We start from the raw sequence: 17661 nt of genomic DNA on the forward strand, positions 1-17661 counted from the left end.
TTCATTTAACGTGAGGATTGAAGGATGCAGCAGGCAAGCACAGCGGTACCGGCCGGGCCGGGCGCCGTGACGACCGTCCGTCAGCCGGAACTGCTCCTCGCCGACTATCACTTCGACGTACCGCTCGACCATAAGGCTCCCGAGGGCGAGCTGATCCGGCTTTACGCACGAGAGGTCGTCGCCGCGGAGAAAACTGGTGCCGAGCGCGACCGGCTCCCCTGGCTGGTCTACCTCCAGGGCGGGCCCGGCTGCGGCGCGGACCGTCCGGTGGGCCGTTACGGCTGGCTGGACCGCGCGCTCGACGAATACCGCGTGCTCCTCCTCGACCAGCGCGGAACCGGCCGCTCCACCCCGGCCAACCGCCAGACCCTGCCGCTGCGCGGCGGCCCCGCGGAACAGGCCGAGTACCTCTCCCATTTCCGCGCCGACGCGATCGTCCGCGACTGCGAGCTGATCCGGCGCCGGCTCATCGGGGACCGCCCGTGGACCGTCCTCGGCCAGAGCTTCGGCGGCTTCTGCGCCGTGAGCTATCTGTCCCACGCGCCCGAGGGGCTCGACGCGGTCCTGATAGCCGGCGGACTGCCCGCGATCGACCCCGAAACCGACGTGGACGCCGTCTACCGGGCCGCCTACCCGCGGATGGAACGCAAGATCCTCGCCCACTACGCCCGCTATCCGCGCGACGCCGCCATCGTCCGTGCCCTCGTGCGGCATCTGACCGACCACGAGGAGGCGCTGACGGACGGGACCCGGCTCACCGTCCCCGCCCTCCAGCAGCTCGGCTTCCTGCTCGGCACCGGCGACGGATCGCACCGGCTGCACTACCTCCTGGAGGACGCGTTCGTCCCCACCGCCGACGGGCCGCGACTGGGCGACGCCTTCCGCGAGCAGGTGGCGGCGGTGCTCTCCCGCGCCGCCACACCCCTCTTCAGCCTCCTGCTGGAGTCCATCTACGCCCAGGACGGCCGGGCCACGAACTGGTCCGCGGAGCGGGTCCGCGCCGAATTCCCCGCGTTCGACGCCGGTAAGGCGGTCACGGAGGACCGTCCGGTGCTCCTTACGGGCGAGACGGTGCACCCCTGGATGCTGGACACCCACGCCGCGCTGCGCCCACTGCGCCGCACCGCCGAACTGCTCGCCGAGCGCACCGGCTGGGGCCCGCTGTACGACACCGAGCGGCTGGCCCGTAACACCGTGCCGGTGGCCGCCGTGATCTACCACGACGACCTGTACGTGGACACGGCGCACTCCCTGGCCACCGCCCGGGCGATCCGGGGCGTGCGCACCTGGGTGACGGACGAGTTCGAGCACGACGGGATCCGGGCCGGAGGCCGCCGGGTGCTGGACCGGCTGCTGCGGCTGGCGCGTGACGAGAGGGGATGACGAGTGGCGACGGCCCCACATGGTTGTGCGGTGCCCGGTTTCCTAGCCACTTCCCTAATTACCATTGCCCACGACCCCCGGACCCCTTAGGTTGAGCGGCGAATTAATCCTGCTTAACTGGCCGCTTATCGCGAAGACTTTCGGGAGTCACCGTGCGCAGACGCATACGGAGCCGCATACGCAGCCGCATCTCCCTGCGCACCGCGGCCGTCGCCGGAGGCATCGCCCTGGCGGCGGCCGCAGCCATGTCCGCGCCGGCCACCGCCTCGCAGGGAGCGGCCGACTCGTCCCGTTCGTCCGGCCCGGCCGGCGCGGCCTCGTCGCAGCGCGCCCTGGACGTGGAGTACTTCACCGGCCCGGGCGGCCACCCCCGCCACACCGAGGTCCCGGCGGCCACCCCCGAGCGGCTGAACCGCGCCGCCCGCTCGCTGTCCGCCAAGGAGACCGCCGCCGACGGCAAGGTCGCCTCGGTCATCGACAACGGCACCACGGCCGACAAGCTGGACGTCGTCTTCATCGGCGACGGCTACACCGCGGGCCAGCAGGCCGACTTCCAGGCCGACGCGCGCTCCAAGTGGGACCAGATGTCCGCCGTGGAGCCGTACGCCTCGTACAAGGACCTCTTCAACGTCTGGACCGTGGACGCCGTCTCCAACCAGTCCGGCGTCTCCGGCGACCCGTCCAGGGACGTCGTCAAGGACACCGCCCTCGGCTCGTACTTCTGGTGCGACGACATCGAGCGGCTGCTGTGCGTCGACACCGCCAAGGTCGAGTCGTACGCGGCCAAGGCGCCGGAGGCCGACCTCGTGGTCGTCCTGTCCAACTCCACCAAGTACGGCGGTGCGGGCTACACCCTCACCTCGCAGGTCGGCTACGACGGCATCGCCACCGCCTCCTCCGACCACGCCGACTCCGACCAGATCGCGGTCCACGAGACCGGTCACTCGCTCGGCAAGCTGGCCGACGAGTACTTCTACCCGGAGTACGGCACCTACACCGGCGCCGAGCCCGACGAGGGCAACGCCACCAAGCTGACCGCGGACCAGATGACCGCCCAGCAGAAGAAGTGGTACCGCTGGATCGGCCAGACCTCGCCCGACGGCGGCACGGTCGGCGCCTACGAGGGCGGCCGCTACTACCCCAAGGGCATCAACCGGCCCACCGACAACTCGATCATGCGCACCCTGGGGCGGGAGTTCAGCCTCCCCGGCCGCGAGGCGATGATCGCGGGCTTCAACAGCCATGCCGGCGTGCTCAGCAGCCGTACGGCCACCACCACGGCCCTCAAGCGGTCGGCGGGCATCCAGGTGAGCGTCCCCAAGAGCGCGTCGCTGAAGTGGTACGTGGACGGCGCGGAGGTCACCGCCGCGAACGGTAAGACGAGCGTCACCCCGGCCACGCTGGGTGTCCCGAGCGACGGGGCGACCCACACCGTCACCGCGAAGGCGACGGACGGCACGAGTGCGGTGAAGGACCCGGCACTGCGCAAGCTGCTGACCGACTCCCGCACCTGGAAGGTCACGAACTGACCAAGCCCCACCCGGCGCTTCGTCTGTTGCGCCCCCTGACTGGCCGCCCCGTGGACCCCCGCCGCGGGGCGGCCCCCTTTTTTTGGAGGCTCGGTTCGCCTCCGGGGCGCCCCCGGGCCACCGGAAGGGGTACCCGGTAGCGGGTAACTGGGTTGAGCCGCGGGGCGCCGTAGAGCATGGGGTGCTGGGGTCTTCCGGCGAGTGAGCCGAAGGGGCGCGTCGCTGTCGTAAGGGAGAGCGCGCGCAGGGAGCGAGGAACGAGCGACCGAGCACGGTCGACCGTCGACAGCGGCTGAAGCGACCCGGAGGCGAACCGAGCCCTAAAAAAAGGGGGCCCGATGGGGGGCGGCCGCGGTCCGCCCCCTTTAACATCGGCATGACCTACGTTCCCGCATGCCGCGCCCATGCTCAATCGCCCGTAAGGGCGGCTCCGTGGTCCGGTGTTCGAGGGCTTCGGCGGGGTGAGGCAAGATGAGCCCATGGGTACCGGGGGAGAAGGCCGTCTGATCGCCAACCGCTACCGGCTGGCCACGCGGCTCGGACGCGGCGGAATGGGCACGGTCTGGCGGGCCGTCGACGAGCTTCTGGGCCGTGATGTCGCGGTCAAGGAACTCCATGTGGACGAGGGGCTCACGGCCTTCGACTCGCAGTTGCGCGGCGAGCGCACCCTGCGCGAGGCCCGGACCGTCGCACAGATCAAGCATCCGAACGTGATCGTCCTCCACGATGTGATCGAGGAGGACGAATGCGCCTGGATCGTCATGGAGTTGGTCGACGGGCTCTCGCTCGCCGACCGATTGGGCACGCACGGCCCCGTCGGGCCGCGTGAGGCAGGGCGGATCGCGGCCGTGCTGCTGGACGCCTTGCGGGCCGCGCATGCGCGCGGGGTGCTGCACCGGGACATCAAGCCCGCCAATGTGCTGGTGGAGTCGGGCACCGGGCGGGTCGTGCTGACGGACTTCGGGATCGCGCAGGTCACCGGGTCCACCACGATCACCGAGACCGGCTCGTTCGTGGGCTCGCCCGAATACACCGCACCGGAGCGGATGTCGGGGCGTCGTACCGGGCCGGAGTCGGACCTGTGGTCGCTCGGGGTGCTGATCTGCACGCTGGTGGGCGGTGAATCCCCGTTCCATCGCGAGTCCCTGGCCGCCGTGCTGCACGCCGTCGTCTTCGACGAGATCCCCGTGCCCGAGGCGGCCGGACCGCTGAAGCCGGTCATCGAGGGGCTGTTGCGGCGGGATCCGGAGGAGCGGCTGAGCGGCGACGAGGTCGAGCGGATGCTGCGGATGGCCCAGGAGGTGGGCGACACCCCGGAGATCCCCCTGGAGTACACCCCGACCCAGCCCAGCGTGCCGATCGGGCCCGACGGCCGGGGCTCATCGGCATTCGTGCCCGCTCCCGTTCCCGTCCCTGCCCCCGCCCCGGCAGCCGCGCCCGCCTCCGCCTCCGCCTCCGTCCCGGCGTCCGCCCCGGCCGCCTGGTCCCGTTCCGGTCGTGGCGCGCGCCGCCGTGCCGTCCTTACGGCGGCCGCCGCGGTCGTCGCGCTCGCCGGTGTGGCGGCGGGTGTCGTGGCGCTGCTGGACGACGGGGGCGGTGAGGGCGGCACGGCGAAGGGCGGGGGTACGAGCCAGAGCGCCGACAAGGGGGGTTCGCGGAGCCCGAGCGCCCCTGAGAAGGCGCCGCAGCGTCCCGTGAAGGACGCGGATTCCACGGCGGGCCCGGAGGCCCGGATCCCCGACGGCTATGAGCTGGTCAAGGACCCGCTCGGCTTCTCGCTCGCCGTGCCCGAGGGGTTCGCCCGCGAGTACAAGGCGCCCCGGGTCTACTACAACTCGCCCGGTATGGAGTTCCGGATCGGGATCCATGTCCAGGAGCAGAGCGCCGAGGGCCCCCTCGGGCTGAGCCGTAAGGCGGACGCCAAGGGCCCGCAGGACTATCCGGGCTACCGCAGCGGCCAGGTCATCGAGACGGAGCACAACGGCCGCCCCGCCGCCCTGTGGGCGTTCATCTGGAATGGCTCGGCCGACGACGGCGGCTCACGGCAGACATACGACTTGAGCTGGAACGAAAACGGGAAAATGTACGACCTGTGGCTGTCCGCCCCAGTTGGTGAGAAGTCTGTGGGTAAGCAGCATTTCGATACCGCCGCCGCCACGTTCTCGCGCCCCGGCACGGCGAACTGAACGGGGTCGCAACGGCTTTGTCACGAGCGTCCACGGTGGCCTCCCCGCGGTGGCGGACGGTGCCGCACCCTGGGTAATGATGGGCGCATGACGAACGACGGGGGACGGGCGAACGAGCCCACCAGCTACAGCCTGCGGCCGCCGCACGCGCCGGCCGCCCCGGTGCCGGCGCCCCAGCCGCCACCCGAGGCACCCGCGGCACCCGACACACCCGAAGCGCCCGAGGGGGCCCAGCAGCCGGGCCAGGCGGCCGGGGCGGCGGGGCCGTCGTGGGGCGCGTACGAGCCGACGCGGTTCGCCGATCCGCGCAGCGGCTCCCAGCCATCCGCCGGACAGCAACCTTCCCCCGGGGCCCAGGACCCGAGCAGCGGGCGGCTCATCGGTGGCCGCTATCAGCTCGTCTCCCGCCTCGGCCACGGCGGTATGGGCACCGTCTGGCGGGCGCACGACCAGATCGTGGACCGCGATGTCGCGGTCAAGGAGCCGCGCGTCCCAGACAATCTCCCCGAGCGCGAGCGGCAGACCGTCTACCAGCGGATGGAGCGCGAGGCGCGCGCCGCGGCCCGGATCGACCACCCCTCCGTCGTCACCGTCCATGACGTGGTGGTCGAGGACGGCCGCCCCTGGATCGTGATGGAGCTGGTGCGCGGCCAGTCCCTGGGCGACCGGCTGATGGAGGGCACGCTGGATCCGCGCGAGGCGGCCCGGATCGGCCTCGCCGTGCTCGGCGCGCTGGCGGCGGCGCATGAGGCGGGCGTGCTGCACCGCGATGTGAAGCCGGACAATGTGCTGCTCGGCCGGAGCGAGCGGGTGGTGCTCACCGACTTCGGCATCGCGCAGATCGAGGGCGAGCAGCGGCTCACCGAGACGGGGGGCTTCGTCGGCTCGCCCGAGTTCATCGCGCCCGAGCGGGTGCTGGGCCAGCGGCCGGGGCCGGAGTCCGACCTGTGGTCGCTCGGCGTCGTGCTGTACGCGGCGGTCGAGGGCATGTCCCCGTTCCGCCGCTCCCACGCCCCCGCGACTCTCCAGGCCGTGCTCGGCTCCGAACCGCAGGTCCCCGCGCGTGCCACCGGGCCGCTCGCCACGCTGATCATGCAACTGCTGCGCAAGGACCCGGCGATGCGCCCGGCGGCGCCCGAGGTGCGGCAGGCCCTGGAAGCGGCGGCGCGGGAGCCGCAGTCGGTGCCCACCATGCTCGCGACGGCGGGATACGCACCGGGCGGCGGGCAGTCCGCCGGCAGCCGCTTCGTGCCGCCGATCCTGCACAAGAACCGTAAGGCGCAGCTCGGATTGGGCGGTCTGGCGCTGGTGGTGGCCGCCGCCGTGGTGCTGGTGGTCATGAAGCCGTTCTCCAGTGAGGGGCTGCCGGCGGGCTGGACGGTCCGGGAGGAGCGCGATGTCGTGGGCGCGTCCCTGGCCGTGCCCGGCGAGTACCGGCGGGTCCAGGACGACAGCGACTCGGACAACCCGCTGGTCACCTACTACGACCCCAGCGGTGTCTTCACCGTGTCCCTGAGGCGTTCCACACCCGACGGCGAGAGCGACCCCGCGAGCCTCGACGCGGCGGCGAACCAGATCGTCGCCTTCTACAAGGACGGCGGCGGGTCGACGGTCGAGGACGCCACGAGCGAGACGGCCAAGACCGAGCAGCAGGGGAAGGAGGCCCGGGACGTCACCACCTCCTATCTGCCGTACGGCACCAGCAGCAACAAGAACCCCATCCGGTACCAGAAGCGCGATCACCTCTACGTCAACAAGGCCAAGGTCGCATGGGATCTGACGGTCTCCATACCCGCCGACGGCGACGCCCATGAGGAGGGCGAGAAGCTGTACGAGCGGATCGTGCGGAATCTGAAGATCGACAAGCTCTGAGGGAGTTGGGCGGGTCCGCCGGGGGCTGCCGGACGAAAGTTGTTACCGCCGGGTACCCAAAGCCGCCGGGCGGGCCTACTCTCGCCCCCATGACGGACTCGCACATAACGCAGGGCGGCACCGGAAACCCGGTGGCCCCCGAAGGCACCCGCACCGCCGCCGACGTCGTCACTCCCGAGCTGATCACCCGGCTCACCCGGGGCGTCGCCGGCAGCGGTACCACCGTCAGCCACACCCCGTTTACGGGGGACGTCCTCGCCTCCGCCCTGCCCGAGTCCACCCCCGAGGACGTCGCCACCGCGTTTGAGAACGCCCGTGCCGCCCAGCGGGCCTGGGCCGCGACCCCCGTCCGCCGGCGCGCCGCCGTCCTCCTCCGCTTCCACGATCTGCTGCTGCGCCGCCAGCCGGAGATCCTGGACCTGATCCAGCTGGAGACCGGCAAGACCCGGCTGCACGCCCAGGAGGAGGTCCAGGGCGTCGCCATCGTGGCCCGCCATTACGGCCGTAAGGCGCCCGCCTATCTGCGCCCCAAGGGGCATCTGGGCGCGGTGCCCACCCTCACCAAGGTCACCGAACTGCGCCAGCCGCGCGGCGTCGTCGGCCTCATAGCGCCCTGGAACTACCCCCTCCAGCTCTCCGTGGGCGATGCGATCCCCGCCTTCGTCGCGGGCAACGCCGTGGTGATGAAGCCCGACACCGAGACCGCGCTGTCCGCCCTGTGGGCGCGCGAGCTGATGGTGGAGGCCGGACTGCCGGCCGGGGTGTGGCAGGTCGTGATCGGGGACGGTCCGGTGGTCGGCCCCGCCGTGGTCGAGCGCGCCGACTACGTCGCGTTCACCGGCTCCACCCGCACCGGCCGCGAGGTGGCCCAGGCCGCCGCCGCCCGCCTGGTGGGCTGCTCCCTCGAACTCGGCGGTAAGAACGCCATGCTGGTGCTGCGCGACGCCGACCTCGCCCGCGCGGTCGACGGCGCGGTGCGCGGCAGCTTCGCCTCCGCCGGGCAGCTCTGTATCTCCATGGAGCGGCTGTACGTCCACGAGTCGATCGCGGACGCCTTCCTGGAGCGCTTCGTGGCCCGTACGAAGGCCATACGGCTCGGCACCGCCCTCGCGTACGGGGCGGAGATGGGCTCGCTCGTCTCGGAGCGCCAACTGGAGACCGTCACCCGCCATGTGGACGAGGCCGTCTCCAAGGGCGCCACGGTGCTCGCCGGTGGCCGCGCCCGCCCGGACATCGGCCCGTACTTCTACGAGCCGACGATCCTGGACGGCGTGGAGTCCCCGATGGCCGTCTGCGCCGAGGAGACCTTCGGCCCGGTCGTCTCCGTCTACCGCTTCCGCGACGAGGGCGAGGCGATCGAGCGCGCCAACGCCACTTCCTACGGTCTGAACGCCAGCGTCTGGACCAAGGACGCCCGGCGCGGGCGCGCGGTCGCCACCCGGCTGCGCGCGGGCACGGTCAACCTCAACGAGAGCTACGCCGCCGCCTTCGGCAGCGTCGCCTCTCCGATGGGCGGCATGGGCGACTCCGGACTCGGCCGCCGCCACGGCTCCGAGGGCATCCTCAGGTTCACCGAGCCGCAGACGGTCGCCCAGCAGCGGCTGATGCCGCTCGGCCCGGCCTTCGGGATGACGGACGAGAAATACGCGGACTTCATAACCCGCAGCCTGCGCGCGCTCAAGGCACTGCGCCTGCGCTGACCAGCACATTTCAATGGAGGTACCAGTGGCAGGGGAGAAGTCTGCCCAAAACCGGCAGCAAGAGCCCGGGCACGACGAGGACTTCGACGCCGCCCACGCGGTCGGCGCGCTCGATGACCGCGAGGAACGCGGCGGTAACGATGACAGCGACGACGATGAGTTCGACTACGACGTGATCGTGATCGGCTCGGGGTTCGGCGGGTCGGTATCGGCCCTGCGCCTGACCGAGAAGGGCTATCGGGTCGGCGTCCTGGAGGCGGGCCGCCGCTTCACCCCCGAAACCCTGCCCAGAAGCTCCTGGGACCTCCGCAACTACCTCTGGGCCCCGGCCCTCGGCTGCTTCGGCATCCAGCGCATCCATGTCCTCGGCAAGGTCATGGTGCTGGCGGGCGCCGGGGTCGGGGGCGGCTCGCTCAACTACGCCAACACGCTCTACGTACCGCCCGAGCCGTTCTTCCGGGACCGCCAGTGGGGGCACATCACCGACTGGCAGGAGGAACTGCGCCCTTACTACGACCAGGCGCGGCGGATGCTCGGGGCGCGCCTCAACCACACCCTCACCCCCTCCGATGTCCACCTCAAGGCGGCCGCCGAGAAGATGGGCGTGGGGGACAGCTTCCATATGGCGCCCGTGGGGGTCTTCTTCGGGGACGGCCACGACGCCGACGGCGCCACGAGGGCCGAGCCGGGCCAGGCCGTGCCCGACCCGTACTTCGGCGGCTCCGGACCGTCCCGTAAGGCGTGCACCGAGTGCGGTGAGTGCATGACCGGCTGCCGCCACGGCGCCAAGAACACCCTCAACGAGAACTATCTCCACCTCGCCGAACGGGCCGGCGCCGTCGTCCACCCGATGACGACCGTCGTCGCCCTCTGCGACGATCCGCATGGCGGCTATACGGTCACCACCGTCCCGACCGACAACCGCCGTAAGGGCAAGCCGAAGGCGCTGCGCTCCCGGTACGTCGTCCTCGCCGCCGGTACGTACGGCACCCAGACGCTGCTGCACACGATGCGGGACAAGGGGCTGCTGCCGCGCCTCTCGGAGCGGCTCGGCATCCTCACCCGCACCAACTCCGAGGCCCTGGTGGGCGCGCAGACCACGGACCGCCGCTACCGCCGGGCCCGGGGCGGGGAGGAGCGGGCGGACTTCACCCGGGGTGTCGCGATCACCTCGTCCATCCACCCCGACGAGAACACCCATATCGAGCCGGTCCGCTACGGCAAGGGCTCCAACGCGATGGGGATGCTCTCCATCCTGCAGATCCCGCACGGCGGCCGTCTTCCGCGCTGGCTGCGCTTCCTGGGCGCCAACCTCCGGCATCCCAGCCTGGCCGTGCGCTCGCTGTCCAACCGCCGATGGTCCGAGCGGACCATCATCGGCCTGGTCATGCAGACGCACGACAACTCGGTGACCACCTACCGCAAACCGAAGGGGCCGGGGAAGGGGCTGCTCACCGCCCGCCAGGGCCACGGTGAGCCCAACCCCGACCACATCCCCGAAGGCGCCGAGGCCGCCCGCCATATCGCCGACTCGATCAACGGCTTCGCGGGCAGCAACGTGGGCGAGCTCATGGGCACTCCGCTGACCGCCCACTTCCTCGGCGGCTGCCCGATCGGGGCGTCCCCGGAGGAGGGCGTCATCGACCCGTACCACCGGCTCTACGGCCATCCGGGCATCCATGTGGTCGACGGCGCCGCCGTCTCGGCCAACCTGGGCGTCAACCCGTCCCTGACCATCACGGCCCAGGCCGAGCGGGCGATGTCCCTGTGGCCCAACAAGGGCGAGCGCGACCCCCGCCCGTCCCCGGAGGCGCCGTACGAACGCCTCCAGCCCGTTCCGCCGGGCAGCCCCGCCGTACCGGCGGACGCCTTCGGCGCCCTGAGGCTTCCGCTGCTGCCGGTGCCGAAGGTCCCGCCGGGCTCCCCGGCCTGAGCGGAGGGGGCGGGGCGGGCCGGTGACCAGCCCGCCCCGCCCCCTGGAAACCGTCGGACTCAGGAGCGTCAGACGGTGGCGCGACGGCGGCGGACCACGAAGACCGCGCCTCCGCCCGCGGCCATCGCCACACCGCCGATCAGGGCGATCATCGGCAGCGCCGAGGAGGAACCCGTTTCGGCCAGGCTGCCCTGCGGGCTGATCTCCGTGTTGCCTTCCGGCTTCTGCGGCAGCGGCTTCTTGCCGCCCTGCGGCTTCGGGTCGGCCGGCGGCACCTTGCCCGGCTCCGAACCCGCCTTCAGTACGTCGAACTCGTAGTACTCACCGGTCGAGTAGACGCAGTTGCCCTCGTCGTCCGCGTAGACGCCGACGCTGATGGCGTAGCCGAAGCCCTCGGGCGCGCTCTTGGCGACGCTCAGCCGGAGGTCGACCGTAAGGGTCTCGTGCGGACGCACATCGGTGTAGCCGATGTAGCCGGAGCCCGCGTCGTTCTCGTCGGTGGAGATCGCCTTCCAGGCGCCGGTCTCGGGGTCCTTGTACTGCAGGGTCAGGTACTTGCCCGTCCCGTCCGGGGCGGACTCGTGCACCGTGCCCGCGAACAGCCCGAAGTCGACCCGCTGGTAGCTGCGGTCCGAGTCGTTCTTCACCTGGAACTTGAAGCCGTGGAAGCCGCTGCCCGCCACGACCTTCGACGGCAGGCCGACCAGGGTCGTGCTGAGCTCCGGGTCCTCGTTGTAGTCCCCGTCGTCCGCGCACTCGCCGTCGCCCGGTCCCTCGGTCGACGTCGGGGTCGGGGTCGGGGTGGCGGTCTCGGTCGGGGTGGACGAGGGAGTGTCGCCGGGAGTCGGAGCCTGGGTGGCGCTCGTGGGCGGCGCCGGGGTGGTCGGCGTGGGGTCAGCGGTCGGAGTGGTCTCCGTCGGCGACGGCGACGGGTCCTGCGGAGACGGTGTGACCGTCTCGGAGGCGGACGGCGACGGGTTCTCGCTCGGCGTCTCCGCGAAGGCGGCGGGGGCCGCCAGGAGCGCGGCAGGGGCTATGGCGGCCGTCGCTGCGGCAGCCGCCAAGGCGCGGCGTAGCTTCATGAAGACCTCTTCTGGGTCCGTACGTATCCCCTGGAGGGGCGATACGCATATGGAGGGCCGTCGCGGTGGGGCGCGGGATGGCCGTGCTTTGCACGTACATGACCAGGCCGATGGCCGAAAGGTTGCCTTCACAGTTGCTCACAGAATGGTCACAGAATCCGCCACGGGCGCTCGGCCTCGCACGTCGTCACCCGTACGGCGCGTGACCGGCCCGCGCGGGGGCTCGTTGTGCCCGGTGCCGCGCCAGCCAGGAGCGGCCCGGAAAAATCCACGCGTGGCTCAGATCCGCCGAAGCGATGAGACGCGGCCCCTGTGGTGATTCAGGCGGCGCGTCGTGGGACCTCGCATCGGCGAGGTGACCGGTCGGCAGGGGACAGCAGCCCGGTCATCACCTCAAGGACGGTCGGTCCCGGGGACGCCTGGGGCCGACCGTATCCGGTCGAAACGGTTGCGCCCGGCGCTCCGCATCCACCACGATGCTGAGAGGGAGAACGCCCCCGGTCACACCCCGACATTGGTCCGACCACGCGGGCGTACGCCGTTCAGACACCCCTGACATACGGGCCCCAGAAGCCAGCGGCGCACCCCCCGGCGCCGCCTCTCAGCACCGGCGCTGCCCTGACGCCGGTGCTGACCGCCTAGGGCCCCGGAGGCGCCCGCCCCGTTCGGGCGCCCCCGGGGCCCTTCGCTTGTTCGAGGGGCCCCTTCGATTGGTGGGGAGGCTCTCCGCTTGGTGGGGAGGCCCTCCGCCTGGCCGAGAGGCAGCGGTGTCAGACCCGGCCCCGGCACAGCTCCAGCAGCGTCATGGCAAGCGTCGTACCGGGCTTGCCCAGCCGCTGCCGGTAGCGGTCGAGGATCTCCATCTCGCGGGAGAGCTGCACCCGCCGCCCGCCCGACGCGATCCGCGCCTCCTGGATGGCGGCCGAGACGGCCATCCGCTCCCGGACGAGATCGAGGATCTGCCCGTCGAGGGCGTCGATCCGCTCCCGCGCGGTGCCGATCACATCGGCGGTCCCCGTCGTCTCCGTGCTCTCCGCCGCCGTACTGCTGCTGCTCATGTCCGTATCTCCTGGTCCGTGGTCGCGGAGCCCTGGAGTCCGGCAACGGCCCGGAGGAAAGACAGAGCGCCCCGGGCCTTTGCCGGCCCGGGGCGCCTGGGAAGTCGCTGTCAGTGTTTACGCAGCACGACCATGGCAGCCGGACGGGCCGGTGCCATAGGTAAAGACGAAGGTCATGTGCGTGGACATGGCGCCGATTATGAGCCCGTTAGAATCGAAAGTCCAAACCTGCGGTCCCGCCGCAGACGGTTCCACCGCACGCCACCACCGCCGGAAGGCCGCCGAAGTGCCATCAGCCTCCCCTGCTGCCGCCCCCGACACCGTCCTGGTCGTCGACTTCGGCGCGCAGTACGCCCAGCTCATCGCCCGCAGGGTCCGTGAGGCCCGGGTCTACAGCGAGATCGTTCCGTCCACCATGCCGGTGGCCGAGATGCTCGCCAAGAACCCCAAGGCGATCATCCTCTCCGGCGGCCCCTCGTCGGTCTACGCCGAGGGCGCGCCCTCGCTCGATGCCGCGATCTTCGAGGCGGGCGTCCCGGTCTTCGGCATGTGCTACGGCTTCCAGCTGATGGCCAGGGCGCTCGGCGGCACCGTGGACAACACCGGGGCGCGGGAGTACGGCCGTACGGCGCTCACCGTCTCCAAGCAGGGCTCGACGCTCTTCGCGGGCACCCCCGACGAGCAGCAGGTGTGGATGTCGCACGGCGACGCCTGCTCCCAGGCCCCCGAGGGCTTCACCGTCACCGCGTCCACCGATGTGGTCCCGGTCGCGGCCTTCGAATGCGATGAGCGCAGACTGTACGGCGTACAGCACCACCCCGAGGTGATGCACTCCACCCACGGCCAGCAGGTGCTGGAGCACTTCCTCTACCGGGGCGCCGGCCTGGAGCCCACCTGGACCACCACCAATGTGGTCGAGGAGTCCGTGGCCGCGATCCGGGAGCAGGTCGGTACCAAGCGCGCGATCTGCGGACTGTCCGGCGGAGTGGACTCCGCGGTGGCCGCCGCCCTCGTCCAGAAGGCCATCGGCGACCAGCTGACCTGCGTGTACGTGGACCACGGCCTGATGCGCAAGGGCGAGTCCGAGCAGGTCGAGAAGGACTTCGTGGCGGCCACCGGGGTGCAGCTCAAGGTCGTCGAGGCCGAGGAGCGGTTCCTGTCCGCGCTCGCTGGGGTGTCCGACCCCGAGGAGAAGCGGAAGATCATCGGCCGGGAGTTCATCCGGGTCTTCGAGCAGGCCCAGGCCGAGCTGGTGGCCGAGGCGGGCGCGGCCGGGGAGGACGTGGAGTTCCTGGTCCAGGGCACCCTCTACCCCGACGTCGTGGAGTCCGGCGGCGGCTCCGGCACCGCCAACATCAAGTCCCACCACAATGTGGGCGGGCTCCCCGACGACATCGAGTTCCAGCTGGTCGAGCCGCTGCGCCGGTTGTTCAAGGACGAGGTGCGGATGGTCGGCCAGGAGCTCGGCCTCCCGGACGAGATCGTCCACCGCCAGCCCTTCCCGGGCCCGGGCCTGGGCATCCGCATCGTCGGAGAGGTCAACAAGGAGCGCCTGGACCTGCTGCGCGAGGCCGACGCCATCGCCCGCGAGGAGCTGACCGCCGCCGGCCTGGACCGCGACATCTGGCAGTGCCCGGTGGTCCTGCTCGCCGACGTCCGCTCGGTCGGCGTCCAGGGCGACGGCCGCACCTACGGCCACCCGATCGTGCTGCGCCCGGTCTCCTCGGAGGACGCGATGACGGCCGACTGGTCGCGGCTGCCGTACGACGTGCTGTCGCGGATCTCGACCCGCATCACGAACGAGGTCGACCAGATCAACCGGGTGGTGCTGGACATCACCAGCAAGCCGCCCGGCACCATCGAGTGGGAGTGACCGCCGAGCTCCCTCCTCGGATCGTCATCTGATCGTCAAACGCCGACGCCGTCGCTCATTCGTTTGGGTGGCGGCGTCGCCGTTTGCGCTGGGTACTCTGTGCGCAGAGGCGAGACTCCGTCCCATGGGAGCAATCATGAGCGCCGCACGCGAGTACGAGCTGGACGAGCAGTACGGGCAGTGCGGGTGGCCCCGCCCGCCGCAGGGCGGCTGGACGGCGGACGACCTCGACCGGCTTCCGAATCTTCCTCCGCACACGGAGCTGATCGACGGGAGTCTCGTCCTCGTGAGTCCGCAGGCCGCGTTCCACGCACGGGTCATGAAACTGCTCCAGATCGCCTTGGAGAACCAGACGCCGGAGGAGTCAGAGGTCTTGCCGGAGATGAGCATCCGGCTCGATGAGAAGAACCAGGTCGAGCCGGATGTCCTGGTGACGCAGGCGTACGAGATTCTTGACGCGCACCAGACCTGGTACGGCCCTCAGCAGATCCTTCTGGCCGTGGAGGTCGTGTCGCCGGACTCCAGGGCACGTGACCGTGAGGTCAAGCCGCGCAAGTACGCCGGTGCGGGTGTGCCGCATTTCTGGCGGGTGGAGGAGGACCGCGGCCTGCCCGTTGTCTACGTCTACGAACTTGACTGCGCTACGGAGGCTTACAAACTCACCGGCATCTACCACGACAAGCTCCGCCTGACCGTCCCGTTCTCCATCGAGATCGACCTCACCGCGATCAATCGCCGTAGGCCCTGACTCTGGCCTCCTGCGATACCCAGAGGTAGCTTCCGCTTCAGCACCCCCGAGGAGCGGAGCTGCCGATGACGAACCAGCCGCAGACCCCCACCCCGATACCGACCGACCGCCTGCGGTTCACCATGCCCCCGCAGCACGCCTCCCCCCACGACGAGCGCCGCTACCGCAAGGAGCGGCTGGCGGCGGCGCTGCGCCTGTTCGGGCGGTTCGGGTATGAGGAAGGGGTCGCGGGGCACATCACCGTGCGGGACCCGGAATTCACCGACTGCTACTGGGTGAACCCTTTCGGCGTGCCCTTCGGCCATATCACCGTGAGCGATCTGCTCCTCGTCAATCAGGCGGGTCAGGTGGTGGAGGGGCGCTCCCACGTCAACCAGGCGGCCTTTGTCGTTCACTCTTCCGTGCATCAGGCGCGGCCGGACGTCGTGGCCGTCGCGCACAGCCGCTCGGTGCACGGCCGCGCGCTGGCCGCGCTCGGCGAGCCGCTGGAGCCGATCACCCAGGAGGTCTGCGCGTTCTTCGAGGACCACGCGGTCTACGGGGGCACCACGGGCGTCGTCGTGGACGAGGAGGAGGGGCGCGCGATCGCCGCCGCGCTCGGCGGGTACAAGGCCCTCATCCTGCGCAATCGTGGTCTGCTGACGGTCGGGGACTCGGTCGACGCGGCCGCGTGGTGGTTCATCACGATGGAGCGGGCCGCTCAGGTGCAGCTGACCGCGAAGGCGTCGGGCAAGCCGGTGCCCATCGACTACGGCGACGCGATGCGGACGCGCGAGCAACTGGGAAACGATCTTGTGGCGTGGATCAACTATCAACCTCTGTATCTGCAGATCACCCGCGATGAGCCGGACCTGCTGAGCTGACACCCTCCGCGGTGCGGCACAATCCCCTGTCAATACCTGTCAGTTGGGCGGTGCCGCGCGAACCCGCGGTCCCGTACGGAACGAGTGAACGACGGAGCGACCCGCGTGGCGGTGGAGACGGCGGAGAACGCCACGACGGCAGAAGGACAGCACCCCCATGGGCATCCCCACGGCCACACGGGCTGTGAATGCCCTCAGGGGGCCCGTGACGGCCATCGGCGGGCCGTGGCCGCGTTCGTGGCCCTGCGGGAGCGTTTCGCGGCCGGAGAGGGCCTTCCAGCGGCCCTCGTCCACTCGGCAGGGGCGTCCCGGCAGTGGGTCTCGGACGAGCTGTCCCAGGCGGCCCGTTCGGTCGCCGACAGCGGCCGCGCCGAGACCTCGGCATGGCGGTACCGGGTGTGGCGGCGCACCGTGTTCGTGGTGTGGGGCGCGGTCGGGGTGCTGCTGATCGGCCAGTTGGCCACGGCGATCGGCACGGGCTGGTCGGTCGCGCGGACGGCCGGGCTCACCGCCGCCGTGGTCACCGCCGCGCTGCTGACCCTCACCGCCCGGCTGCACCGCGCGGACGGCGGCCCGCTCGCCCCGCTCGTCGGCGAGGACAACCGCCTCTCCACCTCCCGCGCCGTCGCCGCCGCCTGGCTGCTGATCGCGGTCTTCGCGGTGCTGGTGCTCGGCGTCGAGCTGGCCGTGGCCCCCGGCGACCGGCAGCGGCTGACCGACGGGCTGGCCCTGGATCATGCCGCCGGGCTCCTTACAGTCGCCGCGTTGACGTGTGTGACCGCGGTGCTGGCACGGCTCGTCGTGGCGGCCCGGGTGCGGGCGCAGCGGCTGCAGAAGGTGCGGGCCGTGCGCCCGCGCGCCGCCGATCTGCTGACCGACGACGCGGGCCGCGGCAGCTTCGCCGATGTGCAGTACATCGTCGTCCACACCGCGGCCCTCGCCTTCACCGCCGTCCGCCTCGGCCGCGAGCCGTGGCGGCTGCCCGATGTGCCGTGGGGCCTGGCGCTGCTGGCGGTCGTATCGGTGGTGATGTACTTGACCGGGAAGTACGCGGAGGGCGGCCGGCCGACCGTGCTGTCCGTCGTACGGGTCCGCCCCGAGGAGGGCGCCATCGACCGGGACGCCCCGATCCGCACCGGCGACGACATCGAGATCCGCGGCAGCGGCTTCGTCCCGCCGGGCGCCCAGGGCCCGGACCGGCTGGCCAAGTTGGTCGTCCGCATCGGCACGGTGCACGTCCATGTGCCGCTGGTCCCGGTCGCCGGAGGCTTCAGCAGCCCGACGGACACCGCGCTCACGGTGCCGGTCCCGGTGGACGTGGAGCCGGGCCGGGTGGATGTACAGGTCGTGACGGCCTCGGGCGCGGAGACCAACCCCTATCCCATCGATGTTATGGACTGAGTCGTTCCGGCCTGCCGCTCCGTATGGTTTTGT

12 protein-coding genes are annotated in these 17661 nt (G+C 71.2%); 10 read left to right on the top strand and 2 right to left on the bottom strand.

Annotated elements, in window-relative coordinates:
• Positions 1-24 precede the first annotated feature (24 nt).
• The 6 genes from J5X86_RS04670 (at position 25) to J5X86_RS04695 (ending at position 10603) form a co-directional block, all read left to right on the top strand.
• Positions 25-1383, top strand: a complete 1359-nt coding sequence (locus J5X86_RS04670; protein WP_208515478.1) for an alpha/beta fold hydrolase — start codon at positions 25-27, stop codon at positions 1381-1383.
• A 152-nt stretch (positions 1384-1535) separates the two neighbouring features.
• Positions 1536-2912 carry a M64 family metallopeptidase gene (locus J5X86_RS04675; protein ID WP_208515479.1) on the top strand — a complete coding sequence of 459 codons (1377 nt, stop codon included), beginning with the start codon at positions 1536-1538 and terminating at the stop codon, positions 2910-2912.
• Positions 2913-3391: 479 nt separating this feature from the next.
• Positions 3392-5098: a serine/threonine-protein kinase gene (locus J5X86_RS04680; RefSeq protein ID WP_208515480.1), complete on the top strand. Its 1707-nt coding sequence runs from the start codon at positions 3392-3394 to the stop codon at positions 5096-5098.
• A gap of 87 nt (positions 5099-5185) precedes the next feature.
• Complete coding sequence (locus J5X86_RS04685) at positions 5186-6970, top strand: serine/threonine-protein kinase (protein ID WP_208515481.1); 1785 nt, start codon at positions 5186-5188, stop codon at positions 6968-6970.
• 89 nt (positions 6971-7059) lie between these two features.
• Positions 7060-8670 carry a succinic semialdehyde dehydrogenase gene (locus J5X86_RS04690; protein WP_208515482.1) on the top strand — a complete coding sequence of 537 codons (1611 nt, stop codon included), beginning with the start codon at positions 7060-7062 and terminating at the stop codon, positions 8668-8670.
• A gap of 172 nt (positions 8671-8842) precedes the next feature.
• Complete coding sequence (locus tag J5X86_RS04695) at positions 8843-10603, top strand: GMC oxidoreductase (protein ID WP_208515671.1); 1761 nt, start codon at positions 8843-8845, stop codon at positions 10601-10603.
• Between the two features lie 68 nt (positions 10604-10671).
• Here the strand turns inward: J5X86_RS04695 and J5X86_RS04700 are convergent, their stop codons facing one another.
• Positions 10672-11685, bottom strand: a complete 1014-nt coding sequence (locus J5X86_RS04700; RefSeq protein ID WP_208515483.1) for an LAETG motif-containing sortase-dependent surface protein — start codon at positions 11683-11685, stop codon at positions 10672-10674.
• Positions 11686-12455: 770 nt separating this feature from the next.
• Positions 12456-12743: a chorismate mutase gene (locus tag J5X86_RS04705; protein WP_208515484.1), complete on the bottom strand. Its 288-nt coding sequence runs from the start codon at positions 12741-12743 to the stop codon at positions 12456-12458.
• A gap of 286 nt (positions 12744-13029) precedes the next feature.
• Here J5X86_RS04705 and guaA point away from each other — a divergent pair, with 286 nt between their 5' ends.
• The 4 genes from guaA to J5X86_RS04725 all read left to right on the top strand — a co-directional run bounded on the left by guaA (position 13030) and on the right by J5X86_RS04725 (position 17628).
• Positions 13030-14616, top strand: a complete 1587-nt coding sequence (guaA, locus tag J5X86_RS04710) for a glutamine-hydrolyzing GMP synthase (RefSeq protein ID WP_208515485.1) — start codon at positions 13030-13032, stop codon at positions 14614-14616.
• Positions 14617-14752: 136 nt separating this feature from the next.
• A complete protein-coding gene (locus tag J5X86_RS04715; protein WP_208515486.1) occupies positions 14753-15364 on the top strand; it encodes a Uma2 family endonuclease in 612 nt (203 codons plus the stop codon).
• 65 nt (positions 15365-15429) lie between these two features.
• A complete protein-coding gene (locus J5X86_RS04720; protein WP_208515487.1) occupies positions 15430-16227 on the top strand; it encodes a class II aldolase/adducin family protein in 798 nt (265 codons plus the stop codon).
• Positions 16228-16332: 105 nt separating this feature from the next.
• The gene (locus J5X86_RS04725; protein WP_208515488.1) at positions 16333-17628 is read left to right on the top strand and encodes a hypothetical protein; all 1296 of its coding nucleotides are present in this window, start codon (positions 16333-16335) and stop codon (positions 17626-17628) included.
• Positions 17629-17661 lie beyond the last annotated feature (33 nt).

The organism is Streptomyces sp. NEAU-YJ-81, from assembly GCF_017592595.1.
GTDB lineage: Bacteria > Actinomycetota > Actinomycetes > Streptomycetales > Streptomycetaceae > Streptomyces > Streptomyces hygroscopicus_B.

Coding starts and splice junctions, on each gene's coding strand:
- J5X86_RS04670 (WP_208515478.1), top strand. CDS start 25: ATGCAGCAGGCAAGCACAGCGGTACCGGCCGGGCCGGGCGCCGTGACG.
- J5X86_RS04705 (WP_208515484.1), bottom strand. CDS start 12,743: ATGAGCAGCAGCAGTACGGCGGCGGAGAGCACGGAGACGACGGGGACC.
- J5X86_RS04720 (WP_208515487.1), top strand. CDS start 15,430: ATGACGAACCAGCCGCAGACCCCCACCCCGATACCGACCGACCGCCTG.
- J5X86_RS04685 (WP_208515481.1), top strand. CDS start 5,186: ATGACGAACGACGGGGGACGGGCGAACGAGCCCACCAGCTACAGCCTG.
- J5X86_RS04680 (WP_208515480.1), top strand. CDS start 3,392: ATGGGTACCGGGGGAGAAGGCCGTCTGATCGCCAACCGCTACCGGCTG.
- J5X86_RS04700 (WP_208515483.1), bottom strand. CDS start 11,685: ATGAAGCTACGCCGCGCCTTGGCGGCTGCCGCAGCGACGGCCGCCATA.
- J5X86_RS04715 (WP_208515486.1), top strand. CDS start 14,753: ATGAGCGCCGCACGCGAGTACGAGCTGGACGAGCAGTACGGGCAGTGC.
- J5X86_RS04690 (WP_208515482.1), top strand. CDS start 7,060: ATGACGGACTCGCACATAACGCAGGGCGGCACCGGAAACCCGGTGGCC.